At 61.2% G+C, this 16,496-nt stretch carries 14 protein-coding genes; 2 read left to right on the top strand and 12 right to left on the bottom strand.

Annotation, left to right across the window (positions count from 1 at the left end):
* Positions 1-75 precede the first annotated feature (75 nt).
* The 10 genes from B8V81_RS25910 to pdhA all read right to left on the bottom strand — a co-directional run bounded on the left by B8V81_RS25910 (position 76) and on the right by pdhA (position 13,436).
* Entirely contained in the window at positions 76-249 is a 174-nt protein-coding gene (locus B8V81_RS25910; protein ID WP_240478940.1) for a hypothetical protein, read from the bottom strand.
* Complete coding sequence (locus B8V81_RS21025; RefSeq protein ID WP_240478939.1) at positions 246-1,727, bottom strand: extracellular solute-binding protein; 1,482 nt, start codon at positions 1,725-1,727, stop codon at positions 246-248. Before B8V81_RS21025 ends, B8V81_RS25910 begins: the two co-directional genes overlap by 4 nt.
* A gap of 179 nt (positions 1,728-1,906) precedes the next feature.
* A complete protein-coding gene (locus B8V81_RS21020; protein ID WP_028597676.1) occupies positions 1,907-3,394 on the bottom strand; it encodes a glutamate synthase subunit beta in 1,488 nt (495 codons plus the stop codon).
* A 198-nt stretch (positions 3,395-3,592) separates the two neighbouring features.
* The gene (locus tag B8V81_RS21015; protein ID WP_240478938.1) at positions 3,593-4,090 is read right to left on the bottom strand and encodes a dihydrofolate reductase; all 498 of its coding nucleotides are present in this window, start codon (positions 4,088-4,090) and stop codon (positions 3,593-3,595) included.
* An 8-nt stretch (positions 4,091-4,098) separates the two neighbouring features.
* Positions 4,099-4,893 carry a thymidylate synthase gene (gene thyA / locus B8V81_RS21010; RefSeq protein WP_028597674.1) on the bottom strand — a complete coding sequence of 265 codons (795 nt, stop codon included), beginning with the start codon at positions 4,891-4,893 and terminating at the stop codon, positions 4,099-4,101.
* A gap of 1,236 nt (positions 4,894-6,129) precedes the next feature.
* Positions 6,130-7,389: an IS256 family transposase gene (locus tag B8V81_RS21005; protein WP_101809124.1), complete on the bottom strand. Its 1,260-nt coding sequence runs from the start codon at positions 7,387-7,389 to the stop codon at positions 6,130-6,132.
* 1,030 nt (positions 7,390-8,419) lie between these two features.
* Entirely contained in the window at positions 8,420-9,835 is a 1,416-nt protein-coding gene (lpdA, locus tag B8V81_RS21000) for a dihydrolipoyl dehydrogenase (protein ID WP_101809123.1), read from the bottom strand.
* A gap of 4 nt (positions 9,836-9,839) precedes the next feature.
* Complete coding sequence (locus B8V81_RS20995) at positions 9,840-11,180, bottom strand: dihydrolipoamide acetyltransferase family protein (RefSeq protein ID WP_101809122.1); 1,341 nt, start codon at positions 11,178-11,180, stop codon at positions 9,840-9,842.
* Between the two features lie 132 nt (positions 11,181-11,312).
* Positions 11,313-12,290 (bottom strand): alpha-ketoacid dehydrogenase subunit beta, encoded by a 978-nt coding sequence (locus tag B8V81_RS20990; RefSeq protein ID WP_101809121.1) that lies wholly within the window; start codon positions 12,288-12,290, stop codon positions 11,313-11,315.
* 69 nt (positions 12,291-12,359) lie between these two features.
* Positions 12,360-13,436 carry a pyruvate dehydrogenase (acetyl-transferring) E1 component subunit alpha gene (gene pdhA, locus B8V81_RS20985; RefSeq protein WP_180968502.1) on the bottom strand — a complete coding sequence of 359 codons (1,077 nt, stop codon included), beginning with the start codon at positions 13,434-13,436 and terminating at the stop codon, positions 12,360-12,362.
* Positions 13,437-13,735: 299 nt separating this feature from the next.
* Here pdhA and B8V81_RS20980 point away from each other — a divergent pair, with 299 nt between their 5' ends.
* Positions 13,736-14,467 carry an alpha/beta hydrolase gene (locus B8V81_RS20980; protein WP_101809120.1) on the top strand — a complete coding sequence of 244 codons (732 nt, stop codon included), beginning with the start codon at positions 13,736-13,738 and terminating at the stop codon, positions 14,465-14,467.
* 85 nt (positions 14,468-14,552) lie between these two features.
* On the opposite strand, the gene B8V81_RS20975 is transcribed toward B8V81_RS20980, so the two are convergent.
* A complete protein-coding gene (locus B8V81_RS20975; protein ID WP_101809119.1) occupies positions 14,553-15,041 on the bottom strand; it encodes a low molecular weight protein-tyrosine-phosphatase in 489 nt (162 codons plus the stop codon).
* Positions 15,041-15,691, bottom strand: coding sequence for a trimeric intracellular cation channel family protein (locus tag B8V81_RS20970; RefSeq protein WP_028597667.1), 651 nt, complete (start codon positions 15,689-15,691; stop codon positions 15,041-15,043). Before B8V81_RS20970 ends, B8V81_RS20975 begins: the two co-directional genes overlap by 1 nt.
* 133 nt (positions 15,692-15,824) lie before the next feature.
* On the opposite strand from B8V81_RS20970, the gene B8V81_RS20965 reads away from it, so the two are divergent.
* Positions 15,825-16,478: a thiamine diphosphokinase gene (locus B8V81_RS20965; RefSeq protein ID WP_101809118.1), complete on the top strand. Its 654-nt coding sequence runs from the start codon at positions 15,825-15,827 to the stop codon at positions 16,476-16,478.
* Positions 16,479-16,496 lie beyond the last annotated feature (18 nt).

The following is a 16,496-nucleotide window of genomic DNA, read 5'->3' as shown; positions in this document are numbered from 1 at the left end:
GAACCCTCCGTTGCGGCCGCTCCGCCAGCAGGGCGGCCAGTCTGATTGACGGCGACATGTCCTTGGGCGGCCGGTTCAAGGCGCGTTCGATTGCCGGAGCCACTCGTTTACTTCCCTCGTCATCCTCTCTCCCCCCAGGCTGTTCCAATCCTGGACGAACCGATCGAACTCCTCGATCGGGCGGCCCAGGATGATGTTCGCATACGTCTCGATCTGCAAGTTGTACAGCACGGACTGCTTTTCGATCATCGTCGATGTCTGCGGTCGAGAAAACGCTCGTACAGCAGCTGGTCGTTCCGGATATACTGCTCCAGGATCGAAAAGGCGCCGTCCGGCCCGTACGTCTTTTTCCAACCCCAGCCCGCATCGCGGTTTTCCTTGCCCGCTTCGTAGATCTCGATATACTTCTGGATCGCTTTCGCTTCCGCCTTTAGGACGGAGCGGTCTCCCGTGCTGCGGAACTGCTCCAGCTGCCGGAAAGCCTCGAGATTTTTGAGCGCCGGGTACGGCGTGACGGGCGACAGCTTCCATACCGGCTGCGGCGTGCTGTAATACTTCTCATATTCGGCCGTCTCGCCCCAGTTTTTCTCCAGATGAAGGTTGAGCAGCTTGATCAGCGCTTCCGGATGGGGGTAGTCCTTGCGTACGGCCAAGTATTGATAGGTGCCTAGCGGAAGCGGCACCCGGACCGGCTCGCTCGTCGCCGATACGATCGGGTAGGCTTGCCAGTCCGAGTCCCGCTCCTTGGAGCGGCTCGCCTGCGCGAGGAACGAGCCCCACTGCTCGCCATAAAACAGGCCGATCTTGCCGTCTGCGATCAGCTTCTCTTCCTGCACGCTGTTTTTGAAGCCGAACTCCGGATCGATCTGCCCGTCCTTGTACAGCCGCTGCAGCACCAGGAGCGCTTCCCGCATTTGCGGCTGGATGCCGCCGTAGACGAGCTGGCCGTCCTTGTCCTCGAGCCACATCGTCGGATAGGCCTCATAGCCGGCCAGCAGTCCGCTGATTCCCATCAGAGGCGCCAGCAGGCTGCGGGTCAGGGCGATGCCGTACGTATCGTCGCGGCCGTTTCCGTCCGGATCTCTTTCTGTAAACGCTTTCGATATTTCCAGCAGATCGTTCATCGTTCGCGGCGGATCCAGCTCCAGCCGATCCAGCCAGTCCTTGCGGATCCAGATGTATTTCGCGCCCTCGATCGACGAGCCCGTAGCCGGGATCGCCATCAGCTTGCCGTCGATCGTCGCCCGTTGGAACGGGGCGCTGCCTTCCTGGTTCAGAATCGTTTTGGTGAATGGCGAGGCATATTGGTCATAGACCTCCGTCAGCTCCTGGATCAAGCCTTCGTTGTGGAGCGTCCGCAGCTGCTCCGCATTGACCTTGACGACATCCGGAATCGCTCCGGAAGCGAGCGCACCTCCCAGCTTCTGGTCATAGAGATCTCCTTTGGATACCCATTCGTAGCGGATGCGTATGCCTAGCTCGTCTTCATACAAACGGGTCCAGCGGTTGTCCTCGAGCGTTTCTCCCGGCAGCTTCAGGATCAGGTCGTCCTCGGTCATGCGGACGAAGCTCAGCTCGATCGGAAGCGGCTCGCTCCCTTCCGTCGGCTCTTCCGAAGCGACAGGCTTTACGGTTCCATTCGAATTGGCGTCGCATGACAGCAACACCTGAAGCAGCGCAAGCGCAGCCAGTCCCAGCTTTCCTTTGCTCCGACTCGCGACCTTCACCTGCTGCAGCCCCTTTCAAGGAAGAATGGACAGAGATCTGCCTTTATTATCCGAGCCCTTTCGGCCCGCAACAACATCCATCTCTTGTTTTCGTTACCCGTTCTTTACCTGAAAGCGATTCCTCGCCGGAACGGGAAAAAGCGCCCGATCGCTCAGGCGCTTGCAGAATAGGCTCCGAATCAAGGAAGCATGCTGCTTCCCATCAAATACTTGTCGACCTCGCGAGCCGCCTCGCGCCCCTCGTTGATCGCCCAGACGACAAGGCTCTGGCCGCGGCGCATATCCCCGGCGGCGAACACCTTGTCGACGCTCGTCCGGTATTCGCCGTAGCGGGCTTTGACGTTCGTGCGGCGGTCCTGCTCGACCTCGAACGCCTGCACAAGCGTGTTCTCCGGCCCTTCGAAGCCGACCGCGATGAACACGAGATCCGCCGGCCAGACCTTTTCCGTGCCGGGAATCTCTTTGTAGATCTTGCGGCCGGTCTCGTCGACGATCCGTTCGATCTGGACGGTGTGGAGCTCCTTGAGCTGGCCGTTCTCGTCGCCGACGAACTTCTTGGTCAGGACGGAGAACGCGCGCGGGTCTTCGCCGTACAGCGCCTTCGCTTCTTCGTGGGCATAGTCCAGCGTGTACACGTTCGGGAACTGCGGCCACGGATTCGTGATCGAATCGCGCTGCAGCGGGGCCTTGGCATGCGTGCCGAACTGCGTGACCGACTTGCAGCCGTGGCGCAGAGCCGTCGCGACGCAGTCCGTGCCGGTATCGCCGCCGCCGATGACGATGACGTCCTTGTCCTTGGCGGAGATGTAGTTGCCGTCCTCCAGGCCGGAGTCGAGGTAGCTCTTGATCGTGCCGTTCAGGTAGTCCATCGCCATATGCACGCCGTTCAGATCGGAGCCTTCGATGTCGACGCCGCGGGCTTTCGTCGCGCCGCCGCACAGGACGATCGCGTCGAAGCCTGCCAGCAGCTCCTCGGCCGCGATATCCTTGCCGATCTCCGTATTCGTCACGAAGTCGACGCCCTCGGCTTCGAGCAGGTCGACTCGCCGCTGCACGATCCCCTTGTCGAGCTTCATCGTCGGGATGCCGTACGTCAGCAAGCCGCCGATGCGGTCCGCGCGCTCGTACACCGTCACCGTGTGGCCGGCCTTGTTGAGCTGCGCGGCGCAAGCCATGCCGGCAGGTCCGGAGCCGACGACGGCGACCTTTTTGCCCGTGCGGAGCTGAGGCGGCTGCGGTACGACCCAGCCCTCGTCGAAGCCGCGGTCGATGATTGCCTGCTCGATCGTCTTGATCGTGACGGCATCGCCGATGAGGCCGACCGTGCACGAGCCCTCGCATGGCGCCGGACAGACGCGTCCGGTGAATTCCGGGAAATTGTTCGTCTTGTGCAGGCGCTCCAGCGCCTCGCGCCACAAGCCGCGATAGATGAGGTTGTTCCACTCGGGAATCAGGTTGTTGACCGGGCAGCCCGACGCCCCTCCGGCCAGCTCCATGCCCGTATGGCAATACGGGGTGCCGCAGTCCATGCAGCGGGAGCCTTGCGTCCGAAGCTGATCGTCCGGCAAATGCTTGTGGAACTCGTCCCAATCCTTGATTCTTTCCAGCGGACTGCGGTCTGCCGGCAGCTCGCGTTTATATTCCATGAACCCAGTTGGTGTCGACATCTTTCCCCATTCCTCCATCCTTTAGGTCCCGCTCCGTCTCTCTGTCACCGTTCTTCGGATGCAAGACCCGATGCGTCGCTACATAATATTGCATTCCAGCGCATACTTTGTACAACATCGTAGCATTGTTTCACAACTTAGCATAATGGAGTATGCGTACAATCATTTGCACTTTGTCGCATAACAGCGGCATAGAGATTACGAATTGCGCGCAGGCGCTGTTCGAATATACGTTTGGAAGGCGTAGGTCTCGCCTGCCGGTCCTTTTTCGAGACCGGCCGCGGAATCCGCGAGCTCCCACTCGCCGTCCGGCAGCTCAGGGAAGTAAGCGTCGCCGCCTCCGTAGGAGCGGTCGATCTCCGTCAGCAGCAGACGGTCCGCGCGGCCGAGCAGCAGACGGTAGATCTGCTCGCCGCCGATGACCATCAGCTCCTGCTCGCCGGCGACGGCTTGCAGCGCCTCCTCCGGCGTCCGGAACAGCTCCACGCCATCCGGTGCCTCGCCGCCGCCGCGGGTCAGCAGCAGATTGCGCCTGCCCTTCAGCGGACGGCTGCCGAACGACTCGAACGTCTTGCGTCCCATCAGCACCGGCTTGCCCATCGTCTGCTCCTTGAAAAAGCGCATGTCCTCCGGCAGCTTCCACGGCAGGTCGTTGCCGCGCCCGATCAGCCGATCGCGGTCCATGCACGCGATCATCGTGATCCTCATACCGACACCTCGGCCTTGATCGTCGGATGATGCTCGTAGCCGACGATCTCGAAGTCCTCGTAGCGGTAGTCGAAGATGCTCGCCGGCTTGCGCTTCAGCACGAGCTGCGGCAGCGGATGCGGCTCGCGCGTCAGCTGCAGCTTGACCTGCTCGAGATGATTCGCATAAATATGCACGTCGCCTCCGGAATAAATGAGCTCTCCGGGCTCCAGATCGCATTGCTGCGCGATCATATGCGTCAGCATCGCATACTGGGCGATGTTGAACGGCAAGCCGAGGAACGTGTCCGAGGAGCGCATCGTGAACATGCAGTTCAGCTTGCCTCCGCTGACCTGGAACTGGAACACGAAATGGCAAGGCGGCAGCTTCATGCCGTCGACTTCGCCGACGTTCCAGGCGCTCACCATATGGCGGCGCGAGTCCGGATTCGTGCGAATCGACTCGACGACCGCAGCGATCTGGTCATGGACGCGGCCGTCCTTGCCTTCCCATGCGCGCCACTGCGAGCCGTACACCGGGCCGAGATCTCCGTTCTCGTCCGCCCATTCGTTCCAGATGCGGACGCCGTTCTCCTGCAGGTACTTCACGTTCGTCTCGCCGCTCAGAAACCAGAGCAGCTCGTGGATGATCGATTTGACATGTACCCGCTTCGTCGTGACGAGCGGAAAGCCCTTGGACAAGTCGAACCGCAGCTGCCGACCGAATACGGCGATCGTGCCGGTTCCCGTTCGATCGGAACGCTCCGTCCCGTTGTCCAGGATATCCTGCAGCAGCTCCAAATAATTTTTCATCGGTTACCCCCTAGCTCAGGACCGGCCGAACGGCCTGATGCCCCTCTATCTCGCGAACCTTTCTGTTAGTTTACCATCTTAAAGGCTCGTTTGTCTCTTATTTGTCTCTTCGTGCGGAACAAAATCAGCGGGACTCGGAATGCCGGAACCGGAATCCGAATCCGGCATTCGAATCCACAGCCGCTTCGCGGAGCGGGGACTCGTTCCGATCTCCCTGAAGCCCAGATTCCTTTGAATGTACTCTTCCGAAGCGGAAGGAATCCGGCCTTCAAGGGAACCGCTGACGCTTCTCCACGAGCCCCCGTCCGTCTTCGCTTTTTGGTTTCACTTCGCCTACGGCTCGCTTGAATGATTTACGCAAGCAAATCCGTTGCTCGCACATTGAGGACCGAAAGCTGCATCCGCATCGCGTAGCGCAGAACGGAAACTGCTATCGCTTTGCCGAATGGAAACTGAAACCGGCATCCGCTTCGCGGAGCGGGGGCTCGTTCCGATCTCCCTGAAGCCCAGATTCCTTTGAATGTACTCTTCCGAAGCGGAAGGAATCCGACCTTCAAGGGAACCGCTGACGCTTCTCCACGAGCCCCCGTCCGTCTTCGCTCTTTGGTTTCGCTCTTTAAGTTCGCTCGGTGCCTTCGCTCATCACCACTAGGCCCGTCACCAATAAAATCAGTTAGATGCTAATGCCGAACCCACCCTCGCTCCGCTTCGTAGTGACTCGTTCCGATCTCGATGCCCCCAGGATTTCTTTTATCGCATTTTCCAGAACCTTCGAAAGCTTCAATAACGAGCTGGAAAAACTGCAACCCGAATAAATCGGGTTAGAGTTTCTCGCAAGCCCGTATTTCAGACTCTAACCCGATTAAATCGGGTTACAACTGCTCGAACACCCGTCTTTCAAGCTCCAACCCGAATAAATCGGCTTACAGTTACTCACATGCCCGTCTTTTAGGCTGTAACCCGAACAAATCGGGTTACAGCCGCTTGCAAGCCCGTCTTTTAGACTCTAACCGATACGCCTGCCTGCCGGAGTTACTTGAATTGACCTCACAGCTCCGACCGCTTCGGCCTACGCTTGACCGAGTTACTCGGTTTTTCCGTGCAACTCCTTCTGGTTCCGCCCCTGCTTGCTCCAGTTACACGGTTTTTCCGCGCAACTCCGCCGGTTCGGCTCCCGCTTGGGTCAAGTCCATAATTGTGTGTAAAAACACTTCTCGGTAGAAAATGGAATCGGGTTTAAAGGCTGTCCGTCGCTTCCGTCATGGTGGTGCTGGTTTCCTGCTCCTCCGAGCCGGCGCCCTGAGTGGCTTTCTGCTTCTTCCACGCCTTGAAGTCCGTCATGTCCATGTACGGCTTCTTCGTCATCCAGTACTCGTTCTCTTCCATGAGCATGGCTCCGATGAGGCGAAGGACGGAAGCGCGATTGGGAAAGATGCGGATGACCGTCTCGCGCCTGCGGATCTCCCCGTTCAGGCGCTCCATGCCGTTGGAGGTGCGCAGCCGCACGCGGTAGGCCTCCGGGAAGGCCAGCACCGCGACGGCGTCCTCGAACCCGTCCTCCAGTATTTTCATCGCTTTGGGTGCTGTCTCGGCATACGCCTCAAGCGTCTGTTCGAGATAGGAACGAGCCGTCTTCATGTCGGGCGCATCGAAGATCGATCGGACGCGACTCTTGATTTCGCTTTGGAGCGCTTTGGGCGCTGCGTTCAGCACGTTCTTGATGAAGTGCGTCTGGCACCGCTGCCACGAGACCCCTTGAAACTCCTTCTCGATGGCCTTGACCAGCCCGCCATGGTAGTCGCTCGTGACGAGCTCTACGCCGTGCAGGCCGCGCTCTTTCAGCCAGCGGAAGTAGGCGCCCCAGCTCTCCTCCGACTCGGTGTCGTCGACGCGCAGGCCCAGAATCTCACGCCGGCCTTGCTCGTTCACGCCGTAGCCCACCAGAACGCCTCGAGAACAGATGCGGCCTTCTTCACGGACCTTCACGTAGATCGCATCGATGGTGATGAAGGGGAAGGCGTGGTCGGCCAGAGAGCGGTTGTTCCAGTCGTGGACAGCCGGGTCCAGCTGCTTGCACAGGTGGCTGACTGTTGACTTGGAGAACTGGGTTCCGCACAGCTCCTCGGTGATTTTGGTCACCTTGCGCGTCGACACGCCGTTGATGACCATTTCCATGAGCGAGAGCACCAGCGCTTGCTCGCTGCGCTGATACCGGGCGAAAAGCTCGGTGGAAAAGGAGCCGTCCCGAAACCGGGGGACGCGCAAGGTGACGCTGCCCGCGCGGGTAATGACGTCGCGCTCGTAGCTGCCGTTGCGATAGCCCTTGCGCTCGCTGGTGCGCTCGTATGTCTGCGCCGCCAGCTGATCCGTCGCCTGGGCTGTCAGCACCTGATTCAGCACCGTCTCCAGCAAGCGGGCCACTCCCGCGTCCCGATCGGTTCCGATAAACAGCTGGTGCAAAATGTCCTGATCTACGGTAATCTGGTATGGAGTCATGTGTAGGCACTCTCCTTGGAATGTTGGTCTCGACAACTTCCATTCTAACCGAGAGTCCTACCATGGCTTTCCTTTTTATGGTCAGGAGCATTTTACACAATTATATGGACTTAACTTCCCGCTTGCCCGAGTTACTCGGTTTTTCCGCGCAACTCCGACCGCTTCGGCTCCTGCTTGACCGAGTTACTCGGTTTTTCCGCGCAACTCCGGCCGGTTCGGCACCTGCTTGCTCGAGTTACTCGGTTTTTCCGTGCAACTCCTTCTGGTTCCGCCCCTGCTTGCTCGAGTTACTCGGTTTTTCCGCGCAACTCCGACCGGTTGATCCTCCATTCGTCGAGACGAGGGAGTCAAACGTTCTTTGGAACGAGCGAACGATTTCGATATGCGCCTAAGTCGTTTCAGCCTGGGTCTTTTCCAGCAAGTTGAGAGCTGCTTTCTGACTCTTTCCGCAGCGCCCGTTCATGCTGCCGAGTGCCGAGCGAGCTGCCGTCTCCCGAGTATGCGGGAGAGGCGAAGCTGATGGACAAGGCGAAGCGGAGCGAGACGATGCCTTTCGAAGAAGCGGCAGCGGTCCTCTTGGAAGACGGATGGCCTCCGAATAGGAGGTCGGGCAATCCGGGCATCCGGCTTCCAGTGGAATCGGAGAAAGGCTCGGCTCGCGCAGCGGTTCGCCTGTCCCTGGCCCGCTTTCCAGCTCCCGGTTGAGAAAGGCTCGGCTCGCGCAGCGGTTCGCCTGTCCCTAGCCCGCTTTCCGGCTCCCGGTTGAGAAAGGCTCGGCTCGCACAGCGATGCGCCTGTCCCTAGCCCGCTTTCCGACTCCCGGTCGAGAAAGGCTCGGCTCGCACAGCGATGCGCCTATCCCTGGCCCGCTTTCCGGCTCCCGGTCGAGAAAGGCTCGGATCGCGCAGCGGTTCGCCTGTCCAAAAGCCCCCCTTCTCTGGACGGAGAACGAATGGCACGGCTCGCTGAGCCGCTAGACGGCCCATAAAAAAAGCCGGCCCCAGAAAGGGCCGGCCTGAAAAGCGCGATCTTACTTGACAAACGTATGGATCGGATGGCCGAGCGCGACTTCCGCCGCGTCCAGCGTGATCTCGCCAAGCGTCGGATGCGCGTGGATTGTCAGCGCGATGTCCTCGAGCGTAGCGCCCATCTCGATCGCGAGGCCGAGCTCGGAAATCATGTTGGACGCTTCGATGCCCGCGATGTGGGCGCCGAGCACGAGGCCGCTGTCCTTGTCGGCGACAAGCTTCACGAAGCCTTCCGCAGCGTTGAGGGAAAGGGCGCGGCCGTTGGCGGCAAACGGGAATTTGCCGACTTTGACGTTGTAGCCTTTTTCCTTCGCTTCCTTCTCGGTCAGGCCGACGCTGGCGCACTCCGGATCGGAGAAGCAGACGGCCGGCATGCACTTGTAGTCCACCTTGCTCGGCTGTCCGGCGATGACTTCAGCTGCGACGCGGCCTTCGTACATCGCCTTGTGGGCGAGCGCAGGTCCCGGCACGATGTCGCCGATCGCGAAGATGTGCGGGATGCTCGTGCGTCCTTCGTCGTTCACTTCGACGAGTCCGCGGTCCGTCATCTTGATGTTGATCAGGTCGAGGCCAAGCTCTCCGTCCGTATTCGGACGGCGTCCGACCGTGACGAGCAGGTAATCTGCCGTCACCGACTGCTCCTTGCCGTCGACCGTGTACGTCACCGTGACGTCCTTGTCGGTCTGCTCGGCGCTCTTCGCTTGAGCGTTCGTGATGATTTCAGCGCCTTTGGCCTTGAGCTTCTTCGCTACGAGCTGGGACATATCCTTGTCGAAGCCGGCCAGGATGGAGTCGAGGCCTTCGATGATCGTCACCTTCGTGCCGAACTTGCTGTACATCTGGCTCAGCTCGACGCCGATGTAGCCGCCGCCGATGACGGCCAGGCTCTTCGGAATCTCAGGCAGGGAAAGCGCGCCCGTGGAGGAGACGATGCGTCCGCCGAACGGGAATGCCTTCAGCTCGATCGGGCGGGAGCCCGTCGCGATGATGCAGTTCTTGAAGCGGTAGCGCGGAGCTTCCTGATCGTTGAAGACACGCGCTTCGTTTTCGTTGATGAACATCACTTCGCCGGCGAAGTATTGCACCTTGTTGGCTTTGAGCAGGCTGGCTACGCCGCCCGTCAGCTTTTTCACGACTCCGCCCTTGAAGTCCTGGATCTTGCTCCAGTCGACCTTGACGTCGCCTGCCGTGATGCCGATCGCTTCGGCATGGCTGACGGTGTCATATTGATGGGAAGCGGAGATAAGGGCTTTGGAAGGAATGCAGCCGACGTTCAGGCACACGCCGCCGACATGTTCCTTCTCCACGCAAAGCACGCTTTGGCCAAGCTGGGCTGCGCGAATCGCAGCCACATATCCGCCGGGACCGGCGCCGATGACCAGAGTATCGATATCGAGAGATGCGTCTCCTACTACCATGAGCTTATACCTCCATGATTAGCAGCTGCGGGTCGGCCAGAAGCTGCTTGATGTAGTTCAGGAAATTCTGAGCCGTCGCGCCGTCGATGAGACGGTGGTCGAAGCTCAGCGACAGGGCCATGACGGAAGCGGCGACGATCTCGCCGTTCTTGACGACCGGCTTGTCGGCGATGCGACCGACGCCGAGGATCGCCACTTCAGGGAAGTTGATGATCGGCGTGAAGAACATGCCGCCGGCGGAGCCGATGTTGGTGATGGAGATCGTGCTGCCCTTGAGCTCGGCGCCCGACAGCTTGCCTTCGCGTCCGCGAGCGGCGAGATCGCTGATGGAGCTGGCGATGTTCCAGACGTTCTTGCGGTCCGCATGCTCGATGACCGGCACGATGAGGCCGTTGTCGGTATCGGTGGCGATGCCGATGTTGTAGTACTTGCGAAGCACGATTTCCTGCGCTTCCTCGTCGAGCATCGAGTTCATGATCGGGAACTCGCGCACGGCGGCGACGAGCGCCTTGACGATGAACGGCAGGTACGTCAGCTTGACGCCCTTCTTCTCGGCGACCGGCTTCGCTTTCTTGCGCAGCTCGACGAGCGCGGTCACGTCCACTTCGTCCATCAGCGTCACGTGAGGAGCGGTGTAAGCCGATTTCGACATCGCGTTGGAAATGATCTTGCGGATGCCCTTGAACGGCAGGCGCTCTTCCGGACGGTCTCCGCCCTGGCTGGCGACCGGAGCGGACTTGGCTTCGCCCGCGCCTTTCGCTGCGACGGCGGCATTGTCTGAAGCGGATGCCGCCGGAGCGGACGCGCCGCCTGCGGCTGCCTTCTCGATGTCTTCGCGGGTGATGCGGCCGTTCTTGCCGCTGCCTTGCACGGACGCGATGTCCACGCCCTTCTCGCGGGAGAACTTGCGCACGCTAGGCGTCGCGAGAACCTGGCCTTTGGAGGCCGGAGCGGTAGCAGGAGCGGATGCCGCAGCTGGAGCCGCGTCTTTCGCCGTCACTTCGGCGTCGGCCTTGACTGCGCCCGGAGCGACGTTCAACGCCTCGTCCTTGGCGACTTCCTTGGAGCTGTCCTCGCTCGGAGCGGCGCCTTCAGGCAGATCGCCTTCGGCGTCGATGACCGCCACGACGTCGCCGACATGGCACACCTGGCCGTCCTTGGCGCGGATTTCAAGAACGGTGCCGTTGACCGGGCAAGGAACCTCGACGACAGCCTTGTCGTTCTGTACTTCCATGATGATGTCGTCGTCGGTCACCTTGTCGCCGACGTTGATGTGGATCTTGATGATTTCGCCTTCGTGAAGGCCTTCGCCCAGCTCTGGGAACCGGTATTCAAACTTAGCCACGAGGTGAACCTCCTTTTGCATCTGTAGCTGAACCGACCGGGAGCGGACAAGCTGCGGCCCGGAGGAGCGCGCAGCCCGCCGCGGCGGCTGCAAGGGTGTGAGACGTTGACGCAAGTTCCATCGGGAACGGAATTAGAATTCGAGAACTTTCTTGACGTTGGCGACGACGCGCGCCGGAGACGGCAGCCACTGATCCTCGATCTGGGCGAACGGATAGACCGTATCCGGTCCCGCGACGCGAAGCACCGGCGCCTCCAGGTGAAGGATCGCTTTTTCGTTGATCTGGGCGATGATCTCGGCCGCCGCGCCGGATGTCTTCTGGGCTTCCTGCACGACGATCGCGCGGTTCGTCTTCTTGATGGACTCGACGATCGTGTCGATGTCCAGCGGCATGAGCGTGCGGATGTCGATGACCTCGACGCTGACGCCCTCTTTCTCCAGCTCTTCGGCGGCCTTGACGGACGTATGGACCATCATGCCGTAGGTCACGATCGTGACGTCGGAGCCTTCGCGGACGACGTTGGCCTTGCCGAGCTCGACCGTGTACTCTTCTTCCGGCACTTCGGCGCGGAAGGCGCGGTACAGGTTGAGGTGCTCCATGAAGAAGACCGGATCGTTGTCGCGGATCGCCGCGATCATGAGGCCTTTGGCGTCATACGGATTGGAAGGAATGACGACCTTGATGCCCGGCGTCTGCAGCGCCAGTCCCTCGAGCGAGTCGGTATGCAGCTCGGCTGCCTTGACGCCGCCGCCGAACGGGGTGCGGAAGACGATCGGCGAGTTGTAGCGGCCGCCGGAGCGATAGCGCATGCGCGCCGCCTGGATGAACATCTGGTCCATCGCCTCGTAGATGAAGCCGACGAACTGGATCTCGGCGATCGGACGGAAGCCCTGGATGCCGAGGCCGACCGCCATGCCGGCGATCGCGGATTCCGCCAGCGGCGTATCGAAGACGCGCTCCTCGCCGAATTCCTTCTGCAGCCCTTCGGTGACGCGGAATACGCCGCCGGTATGTCCGACGTCCTCTCCGAAGAGCATTACGTTCTCATCCCGCTTCAGCTCGGTGCGAAGAGCGTCGCGGATTGCTTCCAACATGTTCATTTGAGCCATGATTAACAGGTTCCTCCTTAGGGGGAGCGGCGAGCGCCGCCCCGGACTCATCGGTCGCTTGGGTTCGGATCAGAAATCGGCTTTTTGCTCTTCCAGGTGGGCGGGCGTATGCTCGAACATCGTGTCGATCAAGCCGCCGACCGTCATCTTCTCGGTCGCTTCCGCTTTCTTGATGGCTTCGTTGACGGCGGCTTTCGCCTCGTCCTTCACGCGGGCCGTATCCTCTTCCGTCCAAAGACCTTTCTTCTCCAGGAACTTGCCGAAGCGGATGATCGGATCCTTGAGCGACCATTCGCCTTCCTCGTCCTTCGTGCGGTACTTGGTCGTGTCGTCCGCCATGGAGTGGGGACGGAACCGGTAGGTGAGCAGCTCGAGCAGCGTCGCGCCTTCGCCGTTGCGGCCGCGCTCAGCCGCTTCGGAGACGGCTTTGTACACCGCGAGCACGTCCATGCCGTCGACCTGCACGCCCTTGATGCCGGCGGCGAGCGCCTTGTGGGCGATCGACTGGGCGGCCGTCTGCTTCTCGTACGGGGTCGTGATGGCATAGCGGTTGTTCTGGACCGTGTAAATGACCGGCAGCTTGTAGACGCCGGCGAAGTTCAGGCCCTCGTAGAAATCGCCCTCGGAGGAGCCGCCGTCGCCCGTGTACGTGATGGCGACGCGCTTCTCGCCGCGCTTCTTGAACGCCATCGCGACGCCGGTCGCGTGCAGGATCTGCGCGCCGATGATGATCTGCGGCATCAGGACGTGCACGTCCTCCGGAATCTGGCCGCCGTGCTGGTGGCCGCGGGAGTACAGGAACGCCTGGTACATCGGCAGGCCGTGCCAGACGAGCTGCGGCATGTCGCGGTAGCCCGGGCAGATGAAGTCGTCCTTGTTCAGCGCGAACTCGCTGCCGATCATCGACGCTTCCTGGCCGGATACCGGCGCGTAGAAGCCGAGACGGCCTTGGCGGCCGAGGTTGACGGCGCGCTCGTCCCAGGTGCGGGTGAACACCATGCGGTACATCAGTTCCTTCAGCTGGTCGTCGCTGAGGTCCGGCATGAGGTCGGGATTGACGACTTCGCCTTCGGGGGAAAGAATCGTAAGCGGCGTTACGTCCTCGCTATGCACTTCGTAAGAATGCTTGTTCAGCAGCTTGCTCATCAGAGAGGTTCACCTCGATTTGTTATTTGAAACTTGCCTGCTTCTGTTATAGAATTATTATAAACCTGTTGCGTTGAAACGGTCAAAGCAAAAAAGGAAAAAACGTTGTTTTTTCATTACTTTCACGGGTTTTTATCGGTTTGTGTATGTGCAACAGCTTATCGGAACATATATAACAAGATAGTACAAGAGCGGTTACATTGGAGGGATCCCGTCCGTATCGACCTGCGCGGAACGGACATCTCCTTATTGTTTACCCCGACCTACGCCGTCCCATGCAGCCAAGGAGGAAGAGAGCGATGTCAGACGACATTTATTTGAAAAGAACGATCCTCAAGGAAACGGTTCCGAGCCGCCACCTCGAGGAAGGCTCGCGCGAGCTGCGCGTCTACCTCCCGCCCGGCTACAACGAGGTGCTCAGCTATCCGGTCGTCTACGGGCAGGACGGCGAGGACCTGTTCAACTTCGGTCGCGCGGCCACGCTGGCCAACCGGCTCATTATCGACGGCGAGCTGGAGCCGTTCATCCTCGTCGGCGTCGACGTCGACAAGAAGAAACGGACGAGCGAATACGCTCCGGACGGAGCCCGGCACGAGGCGTACGCTCGCTTTTTCGCCGAGGAGATGCTTCCCTACATCGAAGATAAATACCCCGTTCGGAGAGAACGCCGCGAGCGGCTGCTGATCGGCGACTCGCTCGGCGGCACCGTATCGCTCCATCTCGCGCTGCGCTACCCGGAGCTGTGGAACCGCGTCCTTTCCTTGTCGGGCGCTTTTTATCCCGCTTCCCAAGCGATCGCGGCGAGGCAGGGCGATCTGTCCTGGCTGCAGCTCTATCTGTATGTCGGCCTCCAGGAGACCGACTACGAGACGGACACGGGCGTCTACGACTTCGTCAAGCTGAACCGCGAGATGGACGCCCTGCTCGCCGACCGCGGCGCCGACATCCATTATGTCGAGAAGGACGGCAAGCATCAATGGGGATCGTGGCAGCGCGAGATCCCGGACGGCCTGAAGCATTTCCTGGACTAAAGCCCCAGCCTCGGAGCTGAAACGAAAAGCGGGACGAAAGCCGAATGGTTCGGCTATCGTCCCGCTTTTTTTGCCGCAGCTTGATCTAGGCTGAAAACTCGCGCTCGATCCTGTCGAGCAGCGCCTCGCAGCCCGCGGCGACGAGCCTCCTTGTCTGCTCGAAGTCTCCCGTATAATACGGATCGGGCACGCCGTCGAGCTCCTCGTCCGGCAGCAGCTCCATGAAGCGGAGCAGCTTGCCCTGCGGCACGATGCCCCCGGCTCGGATCAGCTCCCGCACGTCGCGCTCGTTGGCGCGGTCCATGACGACGATATAGTCGGCCCGCTCGAGATCGTCGCGGTCGACGAGCCGCGCCCGCATCCCTTCATAAGAGATGCCCGCGCGGTCGAGCTCGCGGCGCGTCCCTTCATGCGGAACGGCTCCGAGATGCCAGTCGCCCGTTCCGGCGCTGTCCACCACGACCGCCTGCTCCAGTCCGCGCCGCGCGGCCAGATGGCGCAGCACCGCCTCCGCCATCGGCGAGCGGCAGATGTTGCCCAAGCAGACGAACACGACGTTCACCTTGCTCGCCATCAGAACATCCCTCCTTCCCTGCGGTCGGCCGACGCCGTCCGCAGCGACCGGCGGGGCAGCCGCCATTTGAAGATGACGGACAGCATCCGCATGACGATGATGAGCCCGAACAGCACGAGCAGCATCGCTGTCCCTTTGAACCATCCCAGCCCGATCGCCGCTCCGCCGAGAATCGCCCAGACGGCATAGATCTCGTCCCGCAGCACGAGCGGCTTGCGCCCGGCCAGCAGGTCGCGGATGATGCCGCCGCCGATGCCGGTCAGCGTCGCGGCCACAAGCACGGCGCTGAGCGGATGCTTCATCTCCGTGGCGTAGAGCGCCCCCTGGATGGCGAAGGCCGACAGCCCGATCGCGTCGAACAGCGCCTCCGCCTTGCGCCAGTGCTGGATCCAGCTGACCGGCAGCAGGAAGATGATCGTCATCGAGGCGAGCGCGATCTTGATGAGCAGCCCCTGCGTCCAGAGCGTCGTCACCGGGATGCCGATGAGCAGATTGCGGATGACGCCGCCTCCGAACGCCGTGACCAGCCCCAGCACGAACACGCCGAGGATGTCGTACTCCTCCTCCATGGCGACGATCGCGCCGCTGACCGCGAAGGCGATCGTGCCGATGATGCTGAATACCGCGAAAATCTCTGTGTACAAGTCGATTACGCCCCCGTATCTATGATGCCGCAACTATCCTACCTATAATAGCCGGGGGAGGGCTATCCCGCAACCGGATTGCGGCTGCACGTTCCCCGCGCTATAATGGGCCGCAGTACATACAGGAAGGAATGAGCCTATGCCGCAGCAGCTGCAGCGGGTCGCCATCGTAACGGGCGGCAGCCTCGGACCGTGGACGGCCGGCCTGCTTCGACCCGGCGACTATATCATCGGCGCCGACGCGGGAGCGCTGTTCCTCATCCGCTCGGGCATCCGGCCGGATTTGTCGCTCGGGGATTTCGACTCCGTGCAGGAGGACGAGCTGGCCGAAATCGAGGCGGGGAGCGCCGAGCTGGCCTCGTTCGATCCGATCGACAAAAACTATACCGACACCGAGCTCGCCCTGAGGCGCGCGCTCGACCTCGATCCGGCGTCCATCCTGATCGTCGGCGCGCTCGGCAGCCGCTTCGACCATTCGCTCGCCAACGTGCATCTGCTTCGGCTCGCGGCGGAGCGCGGCGTCGAGACGACGATCGAGGACGAGACGAACCGCATCCGCCTGATGCGCGGAGGACAGTCGCTGCATCTGCAACGCAGCCGCTTCCCCCATGTCTCGCTGCTGCCGCTCGGCGAGACGGCCTCCGGCATCACTTTGGAAGGATTCCGCTATCCGCTGCGCGAAGCCGAGCTGCGCATCGGGCAGTCGCTCGGCATCAGCAACGCGCTGGACGGCCAGACGGGCAGAGTGTCGCTGCGCCAAGGCTGGCTGCTCGTCATGGAGACATCCGGCTGAACCGATCGCCAGCGCATC

The sequence above is a fragment of the Paenibacillus pasadenensis genome (assembly GCF_002864175.1).
In the GTDB taxonomy this organism is placed as follows: domain Bacteria; phylum Bacillota; class Bacilli; order Paenibacillales; family Paenibacillaceae; genus Paenibacillus_O; species Paenibacillus_O pasadenensis.
The sequence above is the reverse complement of the archived record's forward strand: the minus strand, read 5'-3'. Positions and strand labels throughout refer to the sequence as shown.